Here is a 13,440-nt window from a genome sequence, read left to right as displayed (position 1 = left end):
CCGCACTCCGGCGCTCGTTTCGCAAAACAAAAACAAAAAGGTCACGGCAAAATGCCGTGACCTTTTTGTTTTTGATACCGCTATTCCCGGGGCGGCTGCGCGGAAAGCGCGAGGCGGCCGTCCTGCACGTCGATGGAGAGCGTGGCGCCTTCGACGACGGAATTGGCGATCAGGTAGCGCGCCGCGAGCGTTTCGACGTTGTGGCTGATGTAGCGTTTCAGCGGACGGGCGCCGAAAACGGGGTCGTAGCCGTGTTCGGTGATGAAATCAAGCGCCGCGTCGCTGACGTTGAGGGTGATGCGGCGCTCGCTGAGGCGCTTGGCGAGATCGTTCAGGATCAGTCCGACGATCTTGCGGAGCTGCGCCTTGTCCAGCGGCGAGAAGAGCACGATGTCGTCGACGCGGTTGAGGAATTCGGGGCGGAAGCGGCTTTTCAACAGTTCCATGACGCCGTCCCTGACGTCCGGCGGGATCGTCCCGTCGCGCACGCCTTCGAGCAGCAGGTCGGAGCCGAGGTTGCTGGTCATGATGATGACGGTGTTCTTGAAGTCGACGGTGCGGCCGTGGCTGTCGGTGACACGCCCATCGTCGAGGATCTGGAGCATGACGTTGAACACGTCGGGATGGGCTTTTTCGATCTCGTCGAAGAGGATAACGCTGTACGGTTTGCTGCGCACGGCCTCGGTGAGCTGGCCGCCCTCGTCGTAACCCACGTATCCGGGCGGCGCGCCGAGCAGGCGGGAGACGGAGTACTTCTCCATGTACTCGGACATGTCGATGCGGATCATGTTGTCTTCGCTGTCGAAAAGCGTCCGCGCCAGTGTTTTGGCCAGTTCGGTCTTGCCGACGCCGGTGGGGCCGAGGAAGATGAAAGAGCCGATGGGGCGGCGCGGGTCCTTGATGCCGGCCCGCGCTCTCATGATCGCGTCGGCGACCAGCGAAACGGCCTCGTCCTGGCCGATCACGCCCTTGTGAAGCTCGTCGTCGAGGTGGAGGAGTTTTTCCCGCTCGCCTTCCATCAGCTTGGCGACGGGGATCCCCGTCCAGTCGCTGACGATGCGCGAGATCTCGTTTTCCGTCACCGACTCGCGCAGCAGCGAACCGTCGCCCGAAGCGCCGCGCAGGGCGGCTTCTTTTTCTTTCAGTTCTTTCTGGAGCTGGGGCAGCACGCCGTGCTGGAGCTCGGCGGCCTTGTTCAGGTCGTACCGGCGTTCCGCCGTCTCGACGTCGTGTTTGGTCGCTTCGATCTTCTGGCGCAGCCGCTGCACTTCCGTCAGCTTTTCCTTTTCGGAATTGTAGCGCGCCGTCAGCTCCTTCTGGCGGTCTTTCAGGTCGGAAAGCTCTTTCTGCAGCTCGGCCAGGCGGGCGGCGCTGGCGTCGTCCTTTTCCTTTTTCAGCGCCGCTTCCTCGATCTCCAGACGCACGACTTTGCGCGAAACGCCGTCCAGCTCTGAAGGCATGGAGTTGATCTCCGTGCGCACCATGGCGCAGGCTTCGTCGATCAGGTCGATGGCCTTGTCGGGCAGGAAACGGTCGCTGATGTAGCGGTCCGAAAGCGTGACGGCGGCGACGATGGCGCCGTCGGTGATGCGCACGCCGTGATAGACCTGGAAGCGGTCTTTCAGGCCGCGCAAAATCGAAATGGCGTCCTCCTGGGAGGGCGGATCGACCATCACGGGCTGGAAGCGGCGCTCGAGCGCGGCGTCCTTCTCGATGTTCCTGCGGTACTCGTCGATGGTCGTGGCGCCGATGCAGTGCAGTTCGCCGCGCGCCAGCATCGGCTTGAGCAGGTTGCCGGCGTCCATCGAGCCTTCGGTCCTGCCGGCGCCGACGATGGTGTGGATCTCGTCGATGAAGAGGATGATGCGGCCTTCGCTGCGCTTCACTTCGTTGATGACGGCCTTGAGGCGCTCTTCGAATTCGCCGCGGTACTTGGCGCCGGCGATCAGGGATCCCATGTCGAGGGAGAAGACGGTGCGGTTTTTCAGGTCCTCGGGCACGTCGCCCTTGAGGATGCGCTGCGCCAGCCCTTCGACGATGGCGGTCTTGCCGACGCCGGGTTCGCCGATCAGCACGGGGTTGTTCTTGGTCTTGCGGCTGAGGATCTGGATCACGCGCAGGATCTCGTCGTCGCGGCCGATGACGGGGTCGAGCTTGTCGTTCCGGGCGTACTCGACGAGGTCGATGCCGTATTTTTTCAGGGCTTCGTAGGTTTCTTCCGGATTGGCGCTCTGCACGCGCGCGCCGCCGCGCACGCTCTCGAGCGCTTTCAGGAACGCGTCCGCGCCGACGCCGCCCTCGGCCAGCAGCTGGGCGACGGGATGACCGGGCAGGTCGAGGATCGCCGCGAACAGGTGCTCGACGGAAACGTATTCGTCGCCAAGCGCCTGCGCCCTTTTCTCGGCGTCGGTCAGAACTTTCGACAGGTTCTGAGAAAGATAGATGCGGTCTTTGTCGTAGCCGCCGGTGATCCGCGGCTTGCGCTCCAAAAGCTGGGCCACGCGGGCGCTCAGAGCCGCCGCGTTGGCGCCGGTCTTCTCGAGGATCGAGGGGATCAGCCCGTCCTTTTGGGAGAGCAGGGCGAGCGTGAGGTGCTCGACATCGACTTCCTGATGGCCGCGCTGGATGGCCAAGTTCTGGGCTTCGGACAGGGCTTCCTGGGATTTTTGCGTCAGTTTATTGAGGTTCATGGAGAACCCTCCTTTCGGGGTGCGCTTCTTTTTCACAGCTGCATTATATATGGTCAACATTGGTCAGTCAAGAGTTTTCGAGAAATTTTTTGCTTTTTATTGACCTTTTGCGGCGATTTGGCAATTCCAAGCGATCGTGCTATGATGCGTGCGGCGGCAATGATCTTGTGTGATCGAAAAAAAATTTTGCGATGACGGCGGAGGGATCCCCATGAAAAACGACGTTTCGCGGCGGCTGATCGACTTTCTCGACAACAGTCCCACGTGTTACCAGGCGATCGAAAATCTTTCTTCGCAACTGCGGAAAAAAGGCTACGCGCCGCTTCGCGAGTCCGAACGATGGACGCTCGAGCGCGGCGGCAAATATTTCGTAACGCGCGGCGAGTCGTCGCTGATCGCGTTCCGGCTCCCCGCGGGCGAGCTGCGCGGCTTCATGCTGACGGCCTCGCACAGCGACTCGCCGACGTTCAAGCTGCGCCAGAACGCCGAAGTGCCTTCCGCGGGCAATACGGTACGCCTCAGCGTCGAGGGCTACGGCGGGGCCATCATGCGCTCCTGGCTCGACAAGCCGCTGTCCGTGGCCGGGCGCGTCTTCGTCAAAGAGGGCGCGGGGATTGCCTCCAAACTGATCGACATCGACCGCGACCTGCTCGTCATCCCCAGCCTGGCCATCCACATGAACCGGGAAATGAACAAGGGCGTGGAGCTGAAAGCCAACGTCGACATGCTGCCGCTGTTTGCCGCGGCGGGCGAGGAGGGCGCGTTCCGCCGTCTGGTCGCCGAGGCCGCGGGCGTCGGCGCGGACGACGTGGTTTCGACGGAGCTGTTCCTTTATCCGCGTACGCCCGGCACGCTGGTGGGACTGAACGAAGAGTTCATCGCCTCGCCGCGGCTCGACGACCTCGAGTGCGTGTTCTGCTGCTACACCGGCTTTGTCGAGAGCGAAAGCGAACCGTCCGCCTCGGCGCCGTTGTTCTGCGTCTTCAACAACGAAGAGGTGGGCAGCGGCAGCCGCCAGGGTGCCAATTCCACCTTTTTGGAGGACACCGTCGGCCGCATCTGCGAAAGTCTGGGCATGAGCGCCGACGAGCGCGGCGCGGCCGTCGCCGACAGCTTCATGATTTCCGCCGACAACGCCCACGCGATCCATCCCGCCCATTCCGAATACGCCGACGGCAACGAGTCCCCGGTGCTGAACGGCGGCGTCGTCATCAAGTACAACGCCGCGCAGAAGTACACGACCGACGGCCTTTCCGGTGCGGTCTTCACGCGGCTGTGCGAACTGGCCGGCGTGCCGGTGCAGCGCTACAGCAACCGCGCCGACCTGCCGGGCGGTTCGACGCTGGGCAACATCAGCGGTTCGCACCTGTCGGTGCCGACGGTCGACATCGGCCTGCCGCAGCTGGCCATGCACAGCTGCTGCGAAGTGGGCGGCGTCAAGGACGCCGAATACCTGATCGAAGCCGCGCGCGCGTTCTACGGCAAAAGCTTCCGCCACGGCGCCGACGGACGAATCGAGCTGGAATGAACGAGGTTGTAACGATAGCGAAAGAGGAAGGAACCGTGCCGGTTCCTTCCTCTTTCGCTATTGCATCAGCCTGACGGGATCGCCGTCTTTGAGGGCGTTGCCGCCGAAGACGATCACTTCGTCGCCGTCTTTCAGGCCCGCCAGGATCTGCACGTCGACTCCCTGCGAGATGCCGGTTTTGACCTTGACGACTTTCGCCGCGCCATGGTCGTGCAGCACCAGTTCGTTGTTTTCCGGATCGGCGGCGCGGTCGAGGCGCAGCGCGCTCGTCGGCACGACGAACGCGCCGGCGGCTTCCCGTTCGACGACGAAGGCGCGGCCGAACATGCCGGGGCGGAGTTTGTCGCCCGCCGCGGCGTTCTCCAACTGCGCTTCCACGGCAGCGGTGCGGGACTGCGGATCGATGTAATCGTCGACTTTAACGATCTGCGCCCTGAACTCTTCCCTGGGGAGGGCGTCGAGAGAGAGAAGCACGGACATGCCCGGACGGACGGAATAAAAGCGCTTTTCCGGCACGCGGAAGGTCGCCTTGATAACGTTCAGGTCGGCCAGTTCCGCCACGGGCGTGTTGGGGGAGAGCATGGCGCCGGGGGCGAGGGCGTAATCGTTCAGCACGGTGCCGGCGATCGAGGCGGTGATGATGTATTCGTCGCGGGTGACCGTGAGGCGGTCCAGATCGGATTTAGCGGCATCGTACTGCGCGCGGGCACTTCGGTAGGCCGTGTCTTTGCTGTCGAGCAGCTGCTGCGTGCTGAAGCCTTCCTTTTTCAGACGTTGGTACCGCTGCAGCTCGATCTGCGCGTTGGCCCACTCGGCGCGAGTGCGGGCGACCGCGGCCCGGGCCGCGGCGATCTGGGCGTCCTGCTCGGCGTGGGCGAGGACGGCGATCTGCTGGCCTTTTTCGACGACGGCGCCCTTGGCGACGGTCAGTTTTTCCAGCCGTCCCGTGACGCGCGGATAGAGGACGACGCGCTGAAGCGCCTCGAGCGAGGTGTTTTGCGTGAAGCCCTCGCGGATCGTCGCGTCGGCGTGCAGCACTTTGGTCCGCACATAAGCCGGCCCGGCGGGGGCGGCCGCAAGCGGGGCCGGCCGAAAAAGAGGCATTGCCAGCGTCAGCAGCGGTATCAGACAGAAACGCTTTTTCATCTTTTTTCCCCTTCCAGCGTCCAGGCAATCAAGGCTCCCTCGGCGCGTTTCAACGCGACGACTTTCATCAGATGGTCGAAGAGCGACTGGCTGTAATCCTTGCGCGCCGCCGTCAGGTTCGACTGGGCTTCCAGCAGGTCGAGCTGCGGCGTCACCCCCTCGCGAAAACCGACCTGAGAGAGGCGCAGCGTCTCCCGGGCCAATGCCAGCGATTTGCGGTGCGCTTCGACCTGGACGGCGCTGTCGCCGATCTCGACCCAGGCCAGCTCGATCTCCGAAAGGACGTCCAGCTCTTTCTGCCGCAGCGCCTGTTTGTTCTGCTCCTGAACGGCCTTCGCCTTCATGACCTCACCGCGGGTCTGGCCGCGGTCGTAGAGCGGGATTTCGAGGGTCAGCGTCGCTTTCCAGGAGTCGTCGCCGGCGTCCCGGTTATGATATGGGTCGGAGTAGTCGGCGGTCGCGCTGAGGTCGAAAGAGGGCTTGGCGGCGCTGCGGACGATTTTGATCTGTTCCGATTGGATCGCGATCTGTTTTTCCAGCATGGCGACATCGGCGCGCTGTTTTTGCGCCAGCGCGACGGACTGCTGCGCCGTGCCCCGGGGGGCGGCGAGTTCGAGGGGGCCCTTGGGGAGCAGCGCGCTGGAAGGCGCCAGCCCCATCAAGTTCAGCAGCGTGATGCGCTCGGCGTCGAAGGCGCCGCGGCTGGAAGCCAGCGCCGCCTCGTTGGCGCTGAGCTGCTGCTCGGCGCGGATCACTTCGAGCTGATTGGCCAGGCCGACCCCGAGCATCTGCCGGACTTCCCGCAGGTGAGTGCGGGACGTTTCCACGGCGTCCTGCGCCGCGGCCACTTTCTCGCGCGCGAGGATGACGCCGTAAAAGGCGTCGTAAACGTTTACGGCCAGCGCCTCTTCCGCCTCCCGCACGCCGAGCTCCGCCTGCGACAGCGTCGCCTGCGCCTGACGCTGCTGGGCTGTGTATCTGCCGCCGGCGTAAAGACTCTGCGTCAGCGCGATGCCGCCGCTGACGCTGTCGGTTCGCGAACCGCCGCTGACGGTGGGGGAGCGGTTGTCGCTGTACTGGCCGGTCAGGCTCAGCCGCGGCAGAAAATTTCCCTGGGCCTGCACGATGCTGCCTTTGGCCTTGTTGAGCTCCTGCCGCCGGGCGTTGAGCGTCGGGCTCTGTTTCAAGGCCGTGGCGATCGCTTCTTCGATGGAAAGATCCTGGGCGCGCAGCCCGGCGGGACAGAAGAGAGCGCCCGCAAGAAGAACCGCCCGCACAATCCGTTTCATGTTACGCTCCTTTCGTCTGGGAAAGCGCCGCTTTTTTCATCTCGCGCCCGCGGCGCACGGCCCTTGCGTGGCGCACTGTGCCTTTGACGTAATCGGCGAAATCGTCCATCAGCAGATACACGACGGGGATGACGAGCAGCGTTAAAAGCGTGGAAGTGAAAAGGCCGCCGATCACGGCCGCCGACATGGGCTGGCGCACTTCGCCGCCAAGGCTGAGGCCGAGGGCGATCGGCAGCGTGCTGATCATCGTCGAGACCGTCGTCATCAGGATGGCCCGCAGGCGCAGCGGCCCGGCGTTCAACATCGCCGTGACTTTGTCCAGCCCCTTGGCGCGTTCCTTGTTGGCAAAGTCGACGAGCATGATGGCGTTGTTGACGACGATGCCGATCAGGAGGATGATCCCCATCAGGCTCATGACGCTTAAGCGCAGTCCCATCAGGTAGAGGAAGCCGAACGCGCCGCTGGTCATGAGCGGCAGGGAGAACATCACCGTCAGGGGGTGCAGGAACGATTCGAACTGTACGGCCATGACCATGTATACCAGCACGATGGCGAAAACGATGCCCGTGAGGATGTAGCCGAAGCTCTCCCGCATGTTTTCCGAATCTCCGGCCGGCGTCATCGTGAAGAGCCCGTTCTGCGGGGCGTGGCGATGGAAGACCTCTTCCATGATCCGAATGCCTTCGCCGGGCGAGATCCCTTCGGTATTAGCCTGGATCTGGATGGAACGCTGCCGGTTGTAGCGCTTGATGACGTTCGGGGCCATGTCCATGACGGGCGAAACCAGCCCGTCGGCGCGGATCAGCTCGCCGCCGTTCGTGCGCACGAGCGTGTTGAGAACTTTGTCCGGCGTGTTGCGTCCGGGTTCGTCGGCGCGGATGCGGATGTCGTAGCGATACCCTTCGTCGTTGAACGTGCCGGCAGTCGTGCCGCCGAACCAGGCGTCGAGCTCGGACGAAAGCGTCCTCACGTTGACGCCGAGGTCGTCCGCCAGGGCGCGGTTGAGTTCAAGGTTGATGCGCGGCTTGTTCATCTGCAGGTCGGTGACGATATCCGTGAGACCGCGTTTTTCGCGCTGCAGATCGGCTTTGATCTCGTCGCCGAGCTTGGCCAGATCTTCCGTGGTCGGCCCTTGGATGACCAGCGTCAGATCGCTGCCGCCCCAGTTGCCGAGCTTGATGTCCACGTCCTTGTAAGCGGCGAGCTTTTCGCGCCATTCGCGCATGATCGCGCCGGACGAGGGCCTGAGCTTGCGGTCGACGAGATGGACATGCAGCGTCCCTTTGTACACGGCCGAACCGGCGCCGCCGCCGGCGTTGCCGTAGGTGTACAGAACCCGCGGGTCCTGTTGGACCGTTTCGGAAAGCTCCTTCATGAAGGCGAGCGTGCTCTCGATCGAAGCGTCGGCCGCCATTTCGATGCTGATATTGAAGCGGCCCTGATCTTCGTTGGGGAAAAATTCGCTGCCCAGCTTCCCGGCGATGAAAATGCCTGCGCTGAAAGCGCCGACGGCGATTGTCAGCGTAACGAGACGATGGCGGACTGCCGCTTTCAGGACGCGCCCGTAGCCGCGCTCGAGCCAGATCAGCGGTTTCTCCATCCAGTTCTGCCAGCGAGCCGGCTTTTTCATGCGCCCCAACAGATTGGCGCACAGAAACGGCGTCAGGGTCACCGAAAGGAGCAGCGAGATGGCGATTGTCACCGTCACCGTGGTGCCGAAGGAGCTGAAGAAACGACCGATCATGCCGGGCATCAGCGCGACGGGCAGGAACACGGCGATCGTCGTCGCCGCGCCGGCAATGACCGAAGCGCCTACTTCGCCGGTGCCGTCGAGCGCCGCCCGCAGGGCCGTCTTGCCCATCTCACGGTGGCGCTGCACGTTTTCGATCACGACGGTGGTCGCGTCGACGACCATGCCGACGGCCAGCGACAATCCCATGGCGCTCATGTTGTTCAGCGTCAGCCCCATGCCCCAAAGGACGATGACGCTTCCCAAAAGGCAGACGGGGATCGTGATGACCGTGACCACGGTCGCCCTGAAGGTGCGCAGGAACAGGAACATGATCAGGGAGGTCAGCAGGATTCCCATGATGATGTCGTCGCGCACGCCGTGCATGGAGTTGAGGATGTAGACGGAGTTGTCCTGAACGACTTTCAGCGTCACGCCCGGCGGCGCGATGGCGTTCAGCTCTTCGAGGCGCTTTTTCACGCCTGCGGCGAGATCGACCTCGTTGGCGCCGCGCTGTTTGCGGATGGAAATCAGGATTGTGTCTTTGCCGTTGTAGATCGCGACGTTCCTGACGTCTTCAAAGCCGTCTTCGATGCGGGCGATGTCGCGAAGGCGAATGATGGCGCCGTTGACGTTTTTGATCGGCAGATTGGCCAGTTCATCGACGCTGGCATATTCGCCGTTAAGACGGATTCCGTACTCCTGCGCGCCGGTCTCGACCCGACCGGCGGGCAGCTCCACATGCTTGTTCTGGATCGCGTTTTTCACTTCGAGAGCCGTGAGGTTGCGCGATTCCAGTTTGTCCGGATCGACCCAGACGCGGATCTGCCGTTCCTGAAAACCGCCGCTTTCGGCGCCGCCGACCCCCTGAACCGTTTGCAGACGTTCGAGGGCGACTTTGTCGACGAATCGGGAAAGGTCGCGTTTGTTGGTCTGTCCTCGATTTTCGACGGCAATGAACATGACGGGGCGGTCGTCCATGTTGAATTTGTCGATCTGCGGGCTTTCGGCGTCGTCGGGAAGGCTGCTCTGCACCATGCTCGCTTTGCCGCGGACGTCGGCGGCAGCGTTGTCGATGTCGCGCTCGAGGACGAACTCGACGATAATGAAAGAGCGGCCCTCGTAGCTGCTCGACGAGATGTTTTTGATGCCTTCGATGGTGTTGATGCGCGCTTCCAGGACGTCGGTCACGTCGTTGTCGACGATGGCGGGACTGGCGCCCTCGAGCGTCGTGCGCACCATGACGACGGGGATATCGACGTTGGGCATCCGCTCGATGCCGATCTGATACAGCCCGTACAGTCCGAAGACGATCAGCGCCAGCGTGCCGATGATCACGCCGACAGGCCGGCGCATCGAACCTTCGACAATTTTCATCTTATCCGTCCTTTCCCGCCATCGAACGGCGCCCCGACCGAAGACGCGCAAATTTCGCCCTGCTTGAGTTATAATGGCTCCGATTTTGAATTATATCTCTATTTTGAACGCGCACACAATGTAGATTATGACAATTAGAGCTTAACGTTCGGCAAAATCCGCGACGATCATGCGATCAGAGCGGCCGAATCCGGAAAAAAAACGATTTTTCCGCGCGGCAGAGGAGCGCAAAATTCATGAAACAGCTGTTACGATGGTCGGCCGTTTTGCGCCGGCAATTCGGCGAACGGGTCCAGAAAGTTTCTCTGGATATCGGAGCCGGCTGCCCCCATCGACAGGGGCTCCACGGCGGCGGATGCATTTTCTGCGACGAAAGGGGAGGCGGCAGCGGCGCCTTCATTCGGGGCATATCTCTGCGGGAACAGGTCAGAAAGGGAATCGCCGGAGCCTGGAAACATTACGGCACTCGTTCCATCATTCTGTACTTTCAGAGCTATTCGGCCACCAATCTGCCGCTGGAACGCTTCGCCGCGGCGCTCAATGAAGCGCTCGACGCCGCGGCCGCTTTGGGCGCGAACGTACGCGCCATTTCCGTGAGCACGCGCCCCGACCTGCTGCCCGAGCCGGTTCTGGATTATCTGCAGGAGCTGACGGAGCTGTGTCAAGTCTGGCTGGAGCTCGGCGTGCAGACGGCGGATCCGCGTGGTTTGCAGTGGCTGCGCCGCGGGCATGGGCTGGACGTCGTGGAGCGGGCTCTTGCCCGCCTCGGCAAAACGCGCGTGCAGGTCTGCGCGCACCTGATCGCGGGCATCCCCGGAGAATTCGAAGACCAACTGGCACGCTCGGCGTTGTGGCTTACAGACAGGGGAGTGCAGGCGCTCAAATTCCATCCGTTATGCGTCCTGCGGGGGACCGCGCTGGAAGAACTGTATCGGTCGGGACGATTCGCGCCGCTGAGCAGGGAAGAATACGTCGACCGGCTCGTCGACGCCCTTTGCCGTTTGCCCGACGGCGTCGTTCTGCAGAGATTGACGGCGGGAGTGCGCCCCTCTCGGCTCGTCGCGCCCGCCTGGATTCTGGAGAAAGAACCGCTGGAACGCGCCATTGCCGCTCGATTCCTGTCGGCTCGACGCGACGTGCCGGCCTTGTAAAATAATTATAAGACAAAAAGGACAACACTCTACACCCAGGCTCGGAGGAGCCGGCGTGGAGAGTTGTCCTTTCAGCGGAGATGTCGAATATATTCTTCGTTCAGCAAACCGGGAATTCGTTCGTGCCGGAAATAGGCGAGAACAGAGCGAACGGCTCCGCGGCACTCGCGCCGCAGCGCTTCGCCGGTCCAGCCGGCGGAATGGGGCGCAAGCAGGGCGTTGCCGCAGCGAAGAAGCGGATTTCCGGACTGCGGCGGCTCGACCTGAAAGACGTCAACCGCCGCGGCGGACAAGGGGCCGTTTTCGAGCGCCCGGGCGAGCGCCGGTTCGTCGACGAGCGCGCCGCGGGCCGTGTTGACGAAGACGGAACCGGGCTTCATCATTTTGAAAAGGCGCTCGTCGAAAAATCCCCGCGTGGCTTCGTCCACCCGGCAGTGAAGCGTCACGGCGTCACATCGAGGCAGCATCTCTTCCAAAGTCTCGACGAAGGAGAACCTGGCGTCGTCCGCGCAGCTCTTCCGGGCATGAGGGGAGTAGACGAGCAGGCGGCAGCCGAAGGGGACGAGTCGGTCGAGGACTTCTCGTCCGATGGCTCCCAGCCCGACGATCCCGATCGTCGCGCCGCGCAGGTCATGCCCCAGCAGAAAGTCAGGGCTGCGCCAGCCGCCCTGGCGGATGACCGGCAGCTGCAGGTCGAAACGCCGCAGCGCGGCGATAATCAGCATGACGGTATATTCGGCGATCGTCGTCGTGTTAGCGCCGGGAACGCACGAGACGGCAACGCCGCAGCGGGCGGCATATTTGACGTCGATATTGGAGGGGGCCCCGCCGCACTTGGCGATGAGTTTGAGTCCGCTCGCCGCCAGCAGCTGATCGTTGGATATCGCCGTCGCGGAGGTAATCACGACCGCCGCGGAATGGGCGAGGATACCGTCGATTTCCGCCGGCTGCACGGGGCCGCGGGGATTGAAAAATTCGACCTCGGCGATCTCGCTCAAAGCGGCGAACCATGCTTCGGGTCCTTCCGGCTCGATGACTGTCACACGTGGCTTCATGTCTGAAAAATTCCTTTCGCCTGCTCATTATAAAGAGAATCCCCAGAAGAGAAGCGTCTCTTTTCCGGGGATTCGTCTTTGAGCCAGATACCTTATACTATTTCTCGATAGAAAGCACTAATGTCGTTCAGGACTGCCTCGACCGCTGCGCAGTCTGCGCAGCTCGCTGTGTGAATCTCCCCGCAGTGCCTCCGTGTTCGGCATTTTAATTGAGAAATAGTGTTATTTGCCGATCACTTTGCCCATTTCGTCAAGATGCTTGTTCATCTGCTCAAGCTGGGCTTTGAAGGCGTCGTATTCGGCGCGGGCAAGATTTTGGGTGAAGGCTTTGAGCTCGTCGACGGATTTCTGCATCGACGCCAGGTCTTTTTTGACCTGGGCGATCTCGTCGCTCGGCATCTGTCCGACGGCTGACGTCTTGATCTGATCCAGCTCGGCCTTCAGAGAGTCGAAACGGCTGTTCGTCACCGTAGCCAAAATGTTCAGGAGCAGAACAACGCCAAGAACGATCAGAACAATTTTCTTTACACCCAAACTTTTGATGTATTCGGCGATCTTCGTTTTTTCTTCCATTATATATGCCTCCTTGAAATTTTGTTCCAGTCATTTCATTTTTCATCGTGTCCTATAATGTATCTTATGTTGCTTATAGAAGAGCTTGTGTCGGTTTTCGACTAAAGTACAGCCTCCAGCTCCGCGGCGCGGAAATTCTTCAGGATCGCGAAAAAATCCCGCGCTTTCAATGAAGCGCCGCCGATCAGGCCGCCGTCGATCGACGGCCGGCTGAAGAGTTCCGCCGCGTTCGACGGTTTGACCGAGCCGCCGTACAGAACCGGAACGCGAACCGAATCTTTGATGAGGCGGCAAACTTTCTCGGCGTCCTCGGCGCTGGCCGCGCGGCCGGTGCCGATGGCCCAGACGGGTTCGTAAGCGACGACATACGCCGCGCCGGCGGGAAAGTCTTTCACGCCTTTTCGAAGCTGATCGGAAATGACGTCGGTCGTTCGTCCGGCGTCGCGCTCTTCGAGCGTTTCACCGACGCACAGCACCGGGATCAGACCGGACGTCAGGCAATTCAACGCTTTTTTGTTGACCAGCTCCGAGGATTCGCCGTAGATATGGCGTCGCTCGCTGTGCCCGACGATCACATACCGACAGCCGGCTTCCTTCAGCATCGACGGCGCGACCTCGCCGGTATAAGCGCCTTCGCCATGATCGCTGGCGTTTTGCGCCCCCACGGTGACGCCGAGATTCGTGAAGTTTTTCACCGCTTCGGGGATCAGGACAAAGGGCGGAAAAATGCAAATCTCCGTTTCGGCTTTCAAGCCCGGCCGTTCTGAAAAGAACGCGGCGCTCTCAGCGGCAAAATTCTCTGTGGCGCGAAGACTCTGATTCATTTTCCAATTGCCGAACAAGAAGATTTTTTTCATGCCTGACCTCGCTTTGTCTGCGCTGATGAGTGTCAAAAAGCCTGC

The 13,440-nt window shown here is 61.8% G+C and carries 9 protein-coding genes; 2 read left to right on the top strand and 7 right to left on the bottom strand.

Annotation, left to right across the window (positions count from 1 at the left end; all coding sequences use genetic code 11):
• Positions 1-80 precede the first annotated feature (80 nt).
• The gene (gene clpB, locus FYJ74_RS01245; RefSeq protein WP_154527804.1) at positions 81-2,690 is read right to left on the bottom strand and encodes an ATP-dependent chaperone ClpB; all 2,610 of its coding nucleotides are present in this window, start codon (positions 2,688-2,690) and stop codon (positions 81-83) included.
• A 211-nt stretch (positions 2,691-2,901) separates the two neighbouring features.
• Between clpB and FYJ74_RS01240 the strand changes: the two genes are divergently transcribed.
• Positions 2,902-4,218, top strand: coding sequence for a M18 family aminopeptidase (locus FYJ74_RS01240; protein WP_154527803.1), 1,317 nt, complete (start codon positions 2,902-2,904; stop codon positions 4,216-4,218).
• A 57-nt stretch (positions 4,219-4,275) separates the two neighbouring features.
• On the opposite strand, the gene FYJ74_RS01235 is transcribed toward FYJ74_RS01240, so the two are convergent.
• The 3 genes from FYJ74_RS01235 to FYJ74_RS01225 are packed head-to-tail and all read right to left on the bottom strand — an operon-like array spanning position 4,276 to position 9,759.
• Positions 4,276-5,364 (bottom strand): efflux RND transporter periplasmic adaptor subunit, encoded by a 1,089-nt coding sequence (locus FYJ74_RS01235; protein WP_154527802.1) that lies wholly within the window; start codon positions 5,362-5,364, stop codon positions 4,276-4,278.
• Entirely contained in the window at positions 5,361-6,653 is a 1,293-nt protein-coding gene (locus FYJ74_RS01230; RefSeq protein WP_154527801.1) for a TolC family protein, read from the bottom strand. Before FYJ74_RS01230 ends, FYJ74_RS01235 begins: the two co-directional genes overlap by 4 nt.
• A 1-nt stretch (position 6,654) precedes the next feature.
• Positions 6,655-9,759: an efflux RND transporter permease subunit gene (locus tag FYJ74_RS01225; protein ID WP_154527800.1), complete on the bottom strand. Its 3,105-nt coding sequence runs from the start codon at positions 9,757-9,759 to the stop codon at positions 6,655-6,657.
• Between the two features lie 236 nt (positions 9,760-9,995).
• Between FYJ74_RS01225 and FYJ74_RS01220 the strand changes: the two genes are divergently transcribed.
• On the top strand, positions 9,996-10,910 hold the full coding sequence (locus tag FYJ74_RS01220; RefSeq protein ID WP_154527799.1) for a TIGR01212 family radical SAM protein: 915 nt from the start codon (positions 9,996-9,998) through the stop codon (positions 10,908-10,910).
• 71 nt (positions 10,911-10,981) lie between these two features.
• Here FYJ74_RS01220 and FYJ74_RS01215 read toward each other — a convergent pair whose 3' ends face one another.
• From FYJ74_RS01215 to tpiA, 3 genes are all read right to left on the bottom strand, one after another.
• On the bottom strand, positions 10,982-11,965 hold the full coding sequence (locus tag FYJ74_RS01215; RefSeq protein WP_154527798.1) for an NAD(P)-dependent oxidoreductase: 984 nt from the start codon (positions 11,963-11,965) through the stop codon (positions 10,982-10,984).
• 222 nt (positions 11,966-12,187) lie between these two features.
• Complete coding sequence (locus tag FYJ74_RS01210; protein ID WP_154527797.1) at positions 12,188-12,538, bottom strand: hypothetical protein; 351 nt, start codon at positions 12,536-12,538, stop codon at positions 12,188-12,190.
• 101 nt (positions 12,539-12,639) lie between these two features.
• Entirely contained in the window at positions 12,640-13,395 is a 756-nt protein-coding gene (tpiA, locus tag FYJ74_RS01205) for a triose-phosphate isomerase (protein ID WP_154527796.1), read from the bottom strand.
• Between the last annotated feature and the right edge of the window lie 45 nt (positions 13,396-13,440).

The organism is Pyramidobacter porci, from assembly GCF_009695745.1.
GTDB classification, from domain to species: Bacteria; Synergistota; Synergistia; order Synergistales; family Dethiosulfovibrionaceae; genus Pyramidobacter; species Pyramidobacter porci.
Note: the sequence above shows the minus strand (reverse complement) of the source record. Positions and strands in the feature narration are given on the sequence as shown.

Excerpts from the sequence above, each read along its gene's own strand:
- FYJ74_RS01235 (WP_154527802.1), bottom strand. The coding sequence starts at position 5,364 with ATGAAAAAGCGTTTCTGTCTGATACCGCTGCTGACGCTGGCAATGCCT.
- FYJ74_RS01240 (WP_154527803.1), top strand. The coding sequence starts at position 2,902 with ATGAAAAACGACGTTTCGCGGCGGCTGATCGACTTTCTCGACAACAGT.
- FYJ74_RS01220 (WP_154527799.1), top strand. The coding sequence starts at position 9,996 with ATGAAACAGCTGTTACGATGGTCGGCCGTTTTGCGCCGGCAATTCGGC.
- FYJ74_RS01210 (WP_154527797.1), bottom strand. The coding sequence starts at position 12,538 with ATGGAAGAAAAAACGAAGATCGCCGAATACATCAAAAGTTTGGGTGTA.
- FYJ74_RS01225 (WP_154527800.1), bottom strand. The coding sequence starts at position 9,759 with ATGAAAATTGTCGAAGGTTCGATGCGCCGGCCTGTCGGCGTGATCATC.
- clpB (WP_154527804.1), bottom strand. The coding sequence starts at position 2,690 with ATGAACCTCAATAAACTGACGCAAAAATCCCAGGAAGCCCTGTCCGAA.
- FYJ74_RS01230 (WP_154527801.1), bottom strand. The coding sequence starts at position 6,653 with ATGAAACGGATTGTGCGGGCGGTTCTTCTTGCGGGCGCTCTCTTCTGT.
- tpiA (WP_154527796.1), bottom strand. The coding sequence starts at position 13,395 with ATGAAAAAAATCTTCTTGTTCGGCAATTGGAAAATGAATCAGAGTCTT.
- FYJ74_RS01215 (WP_154527798.1), bottom strand. The coding sequence starts at position 11,965 with ATGAAGCCACGTGTGACAGTCATCGAGCCGGAAGGACCCGAAGCATGG.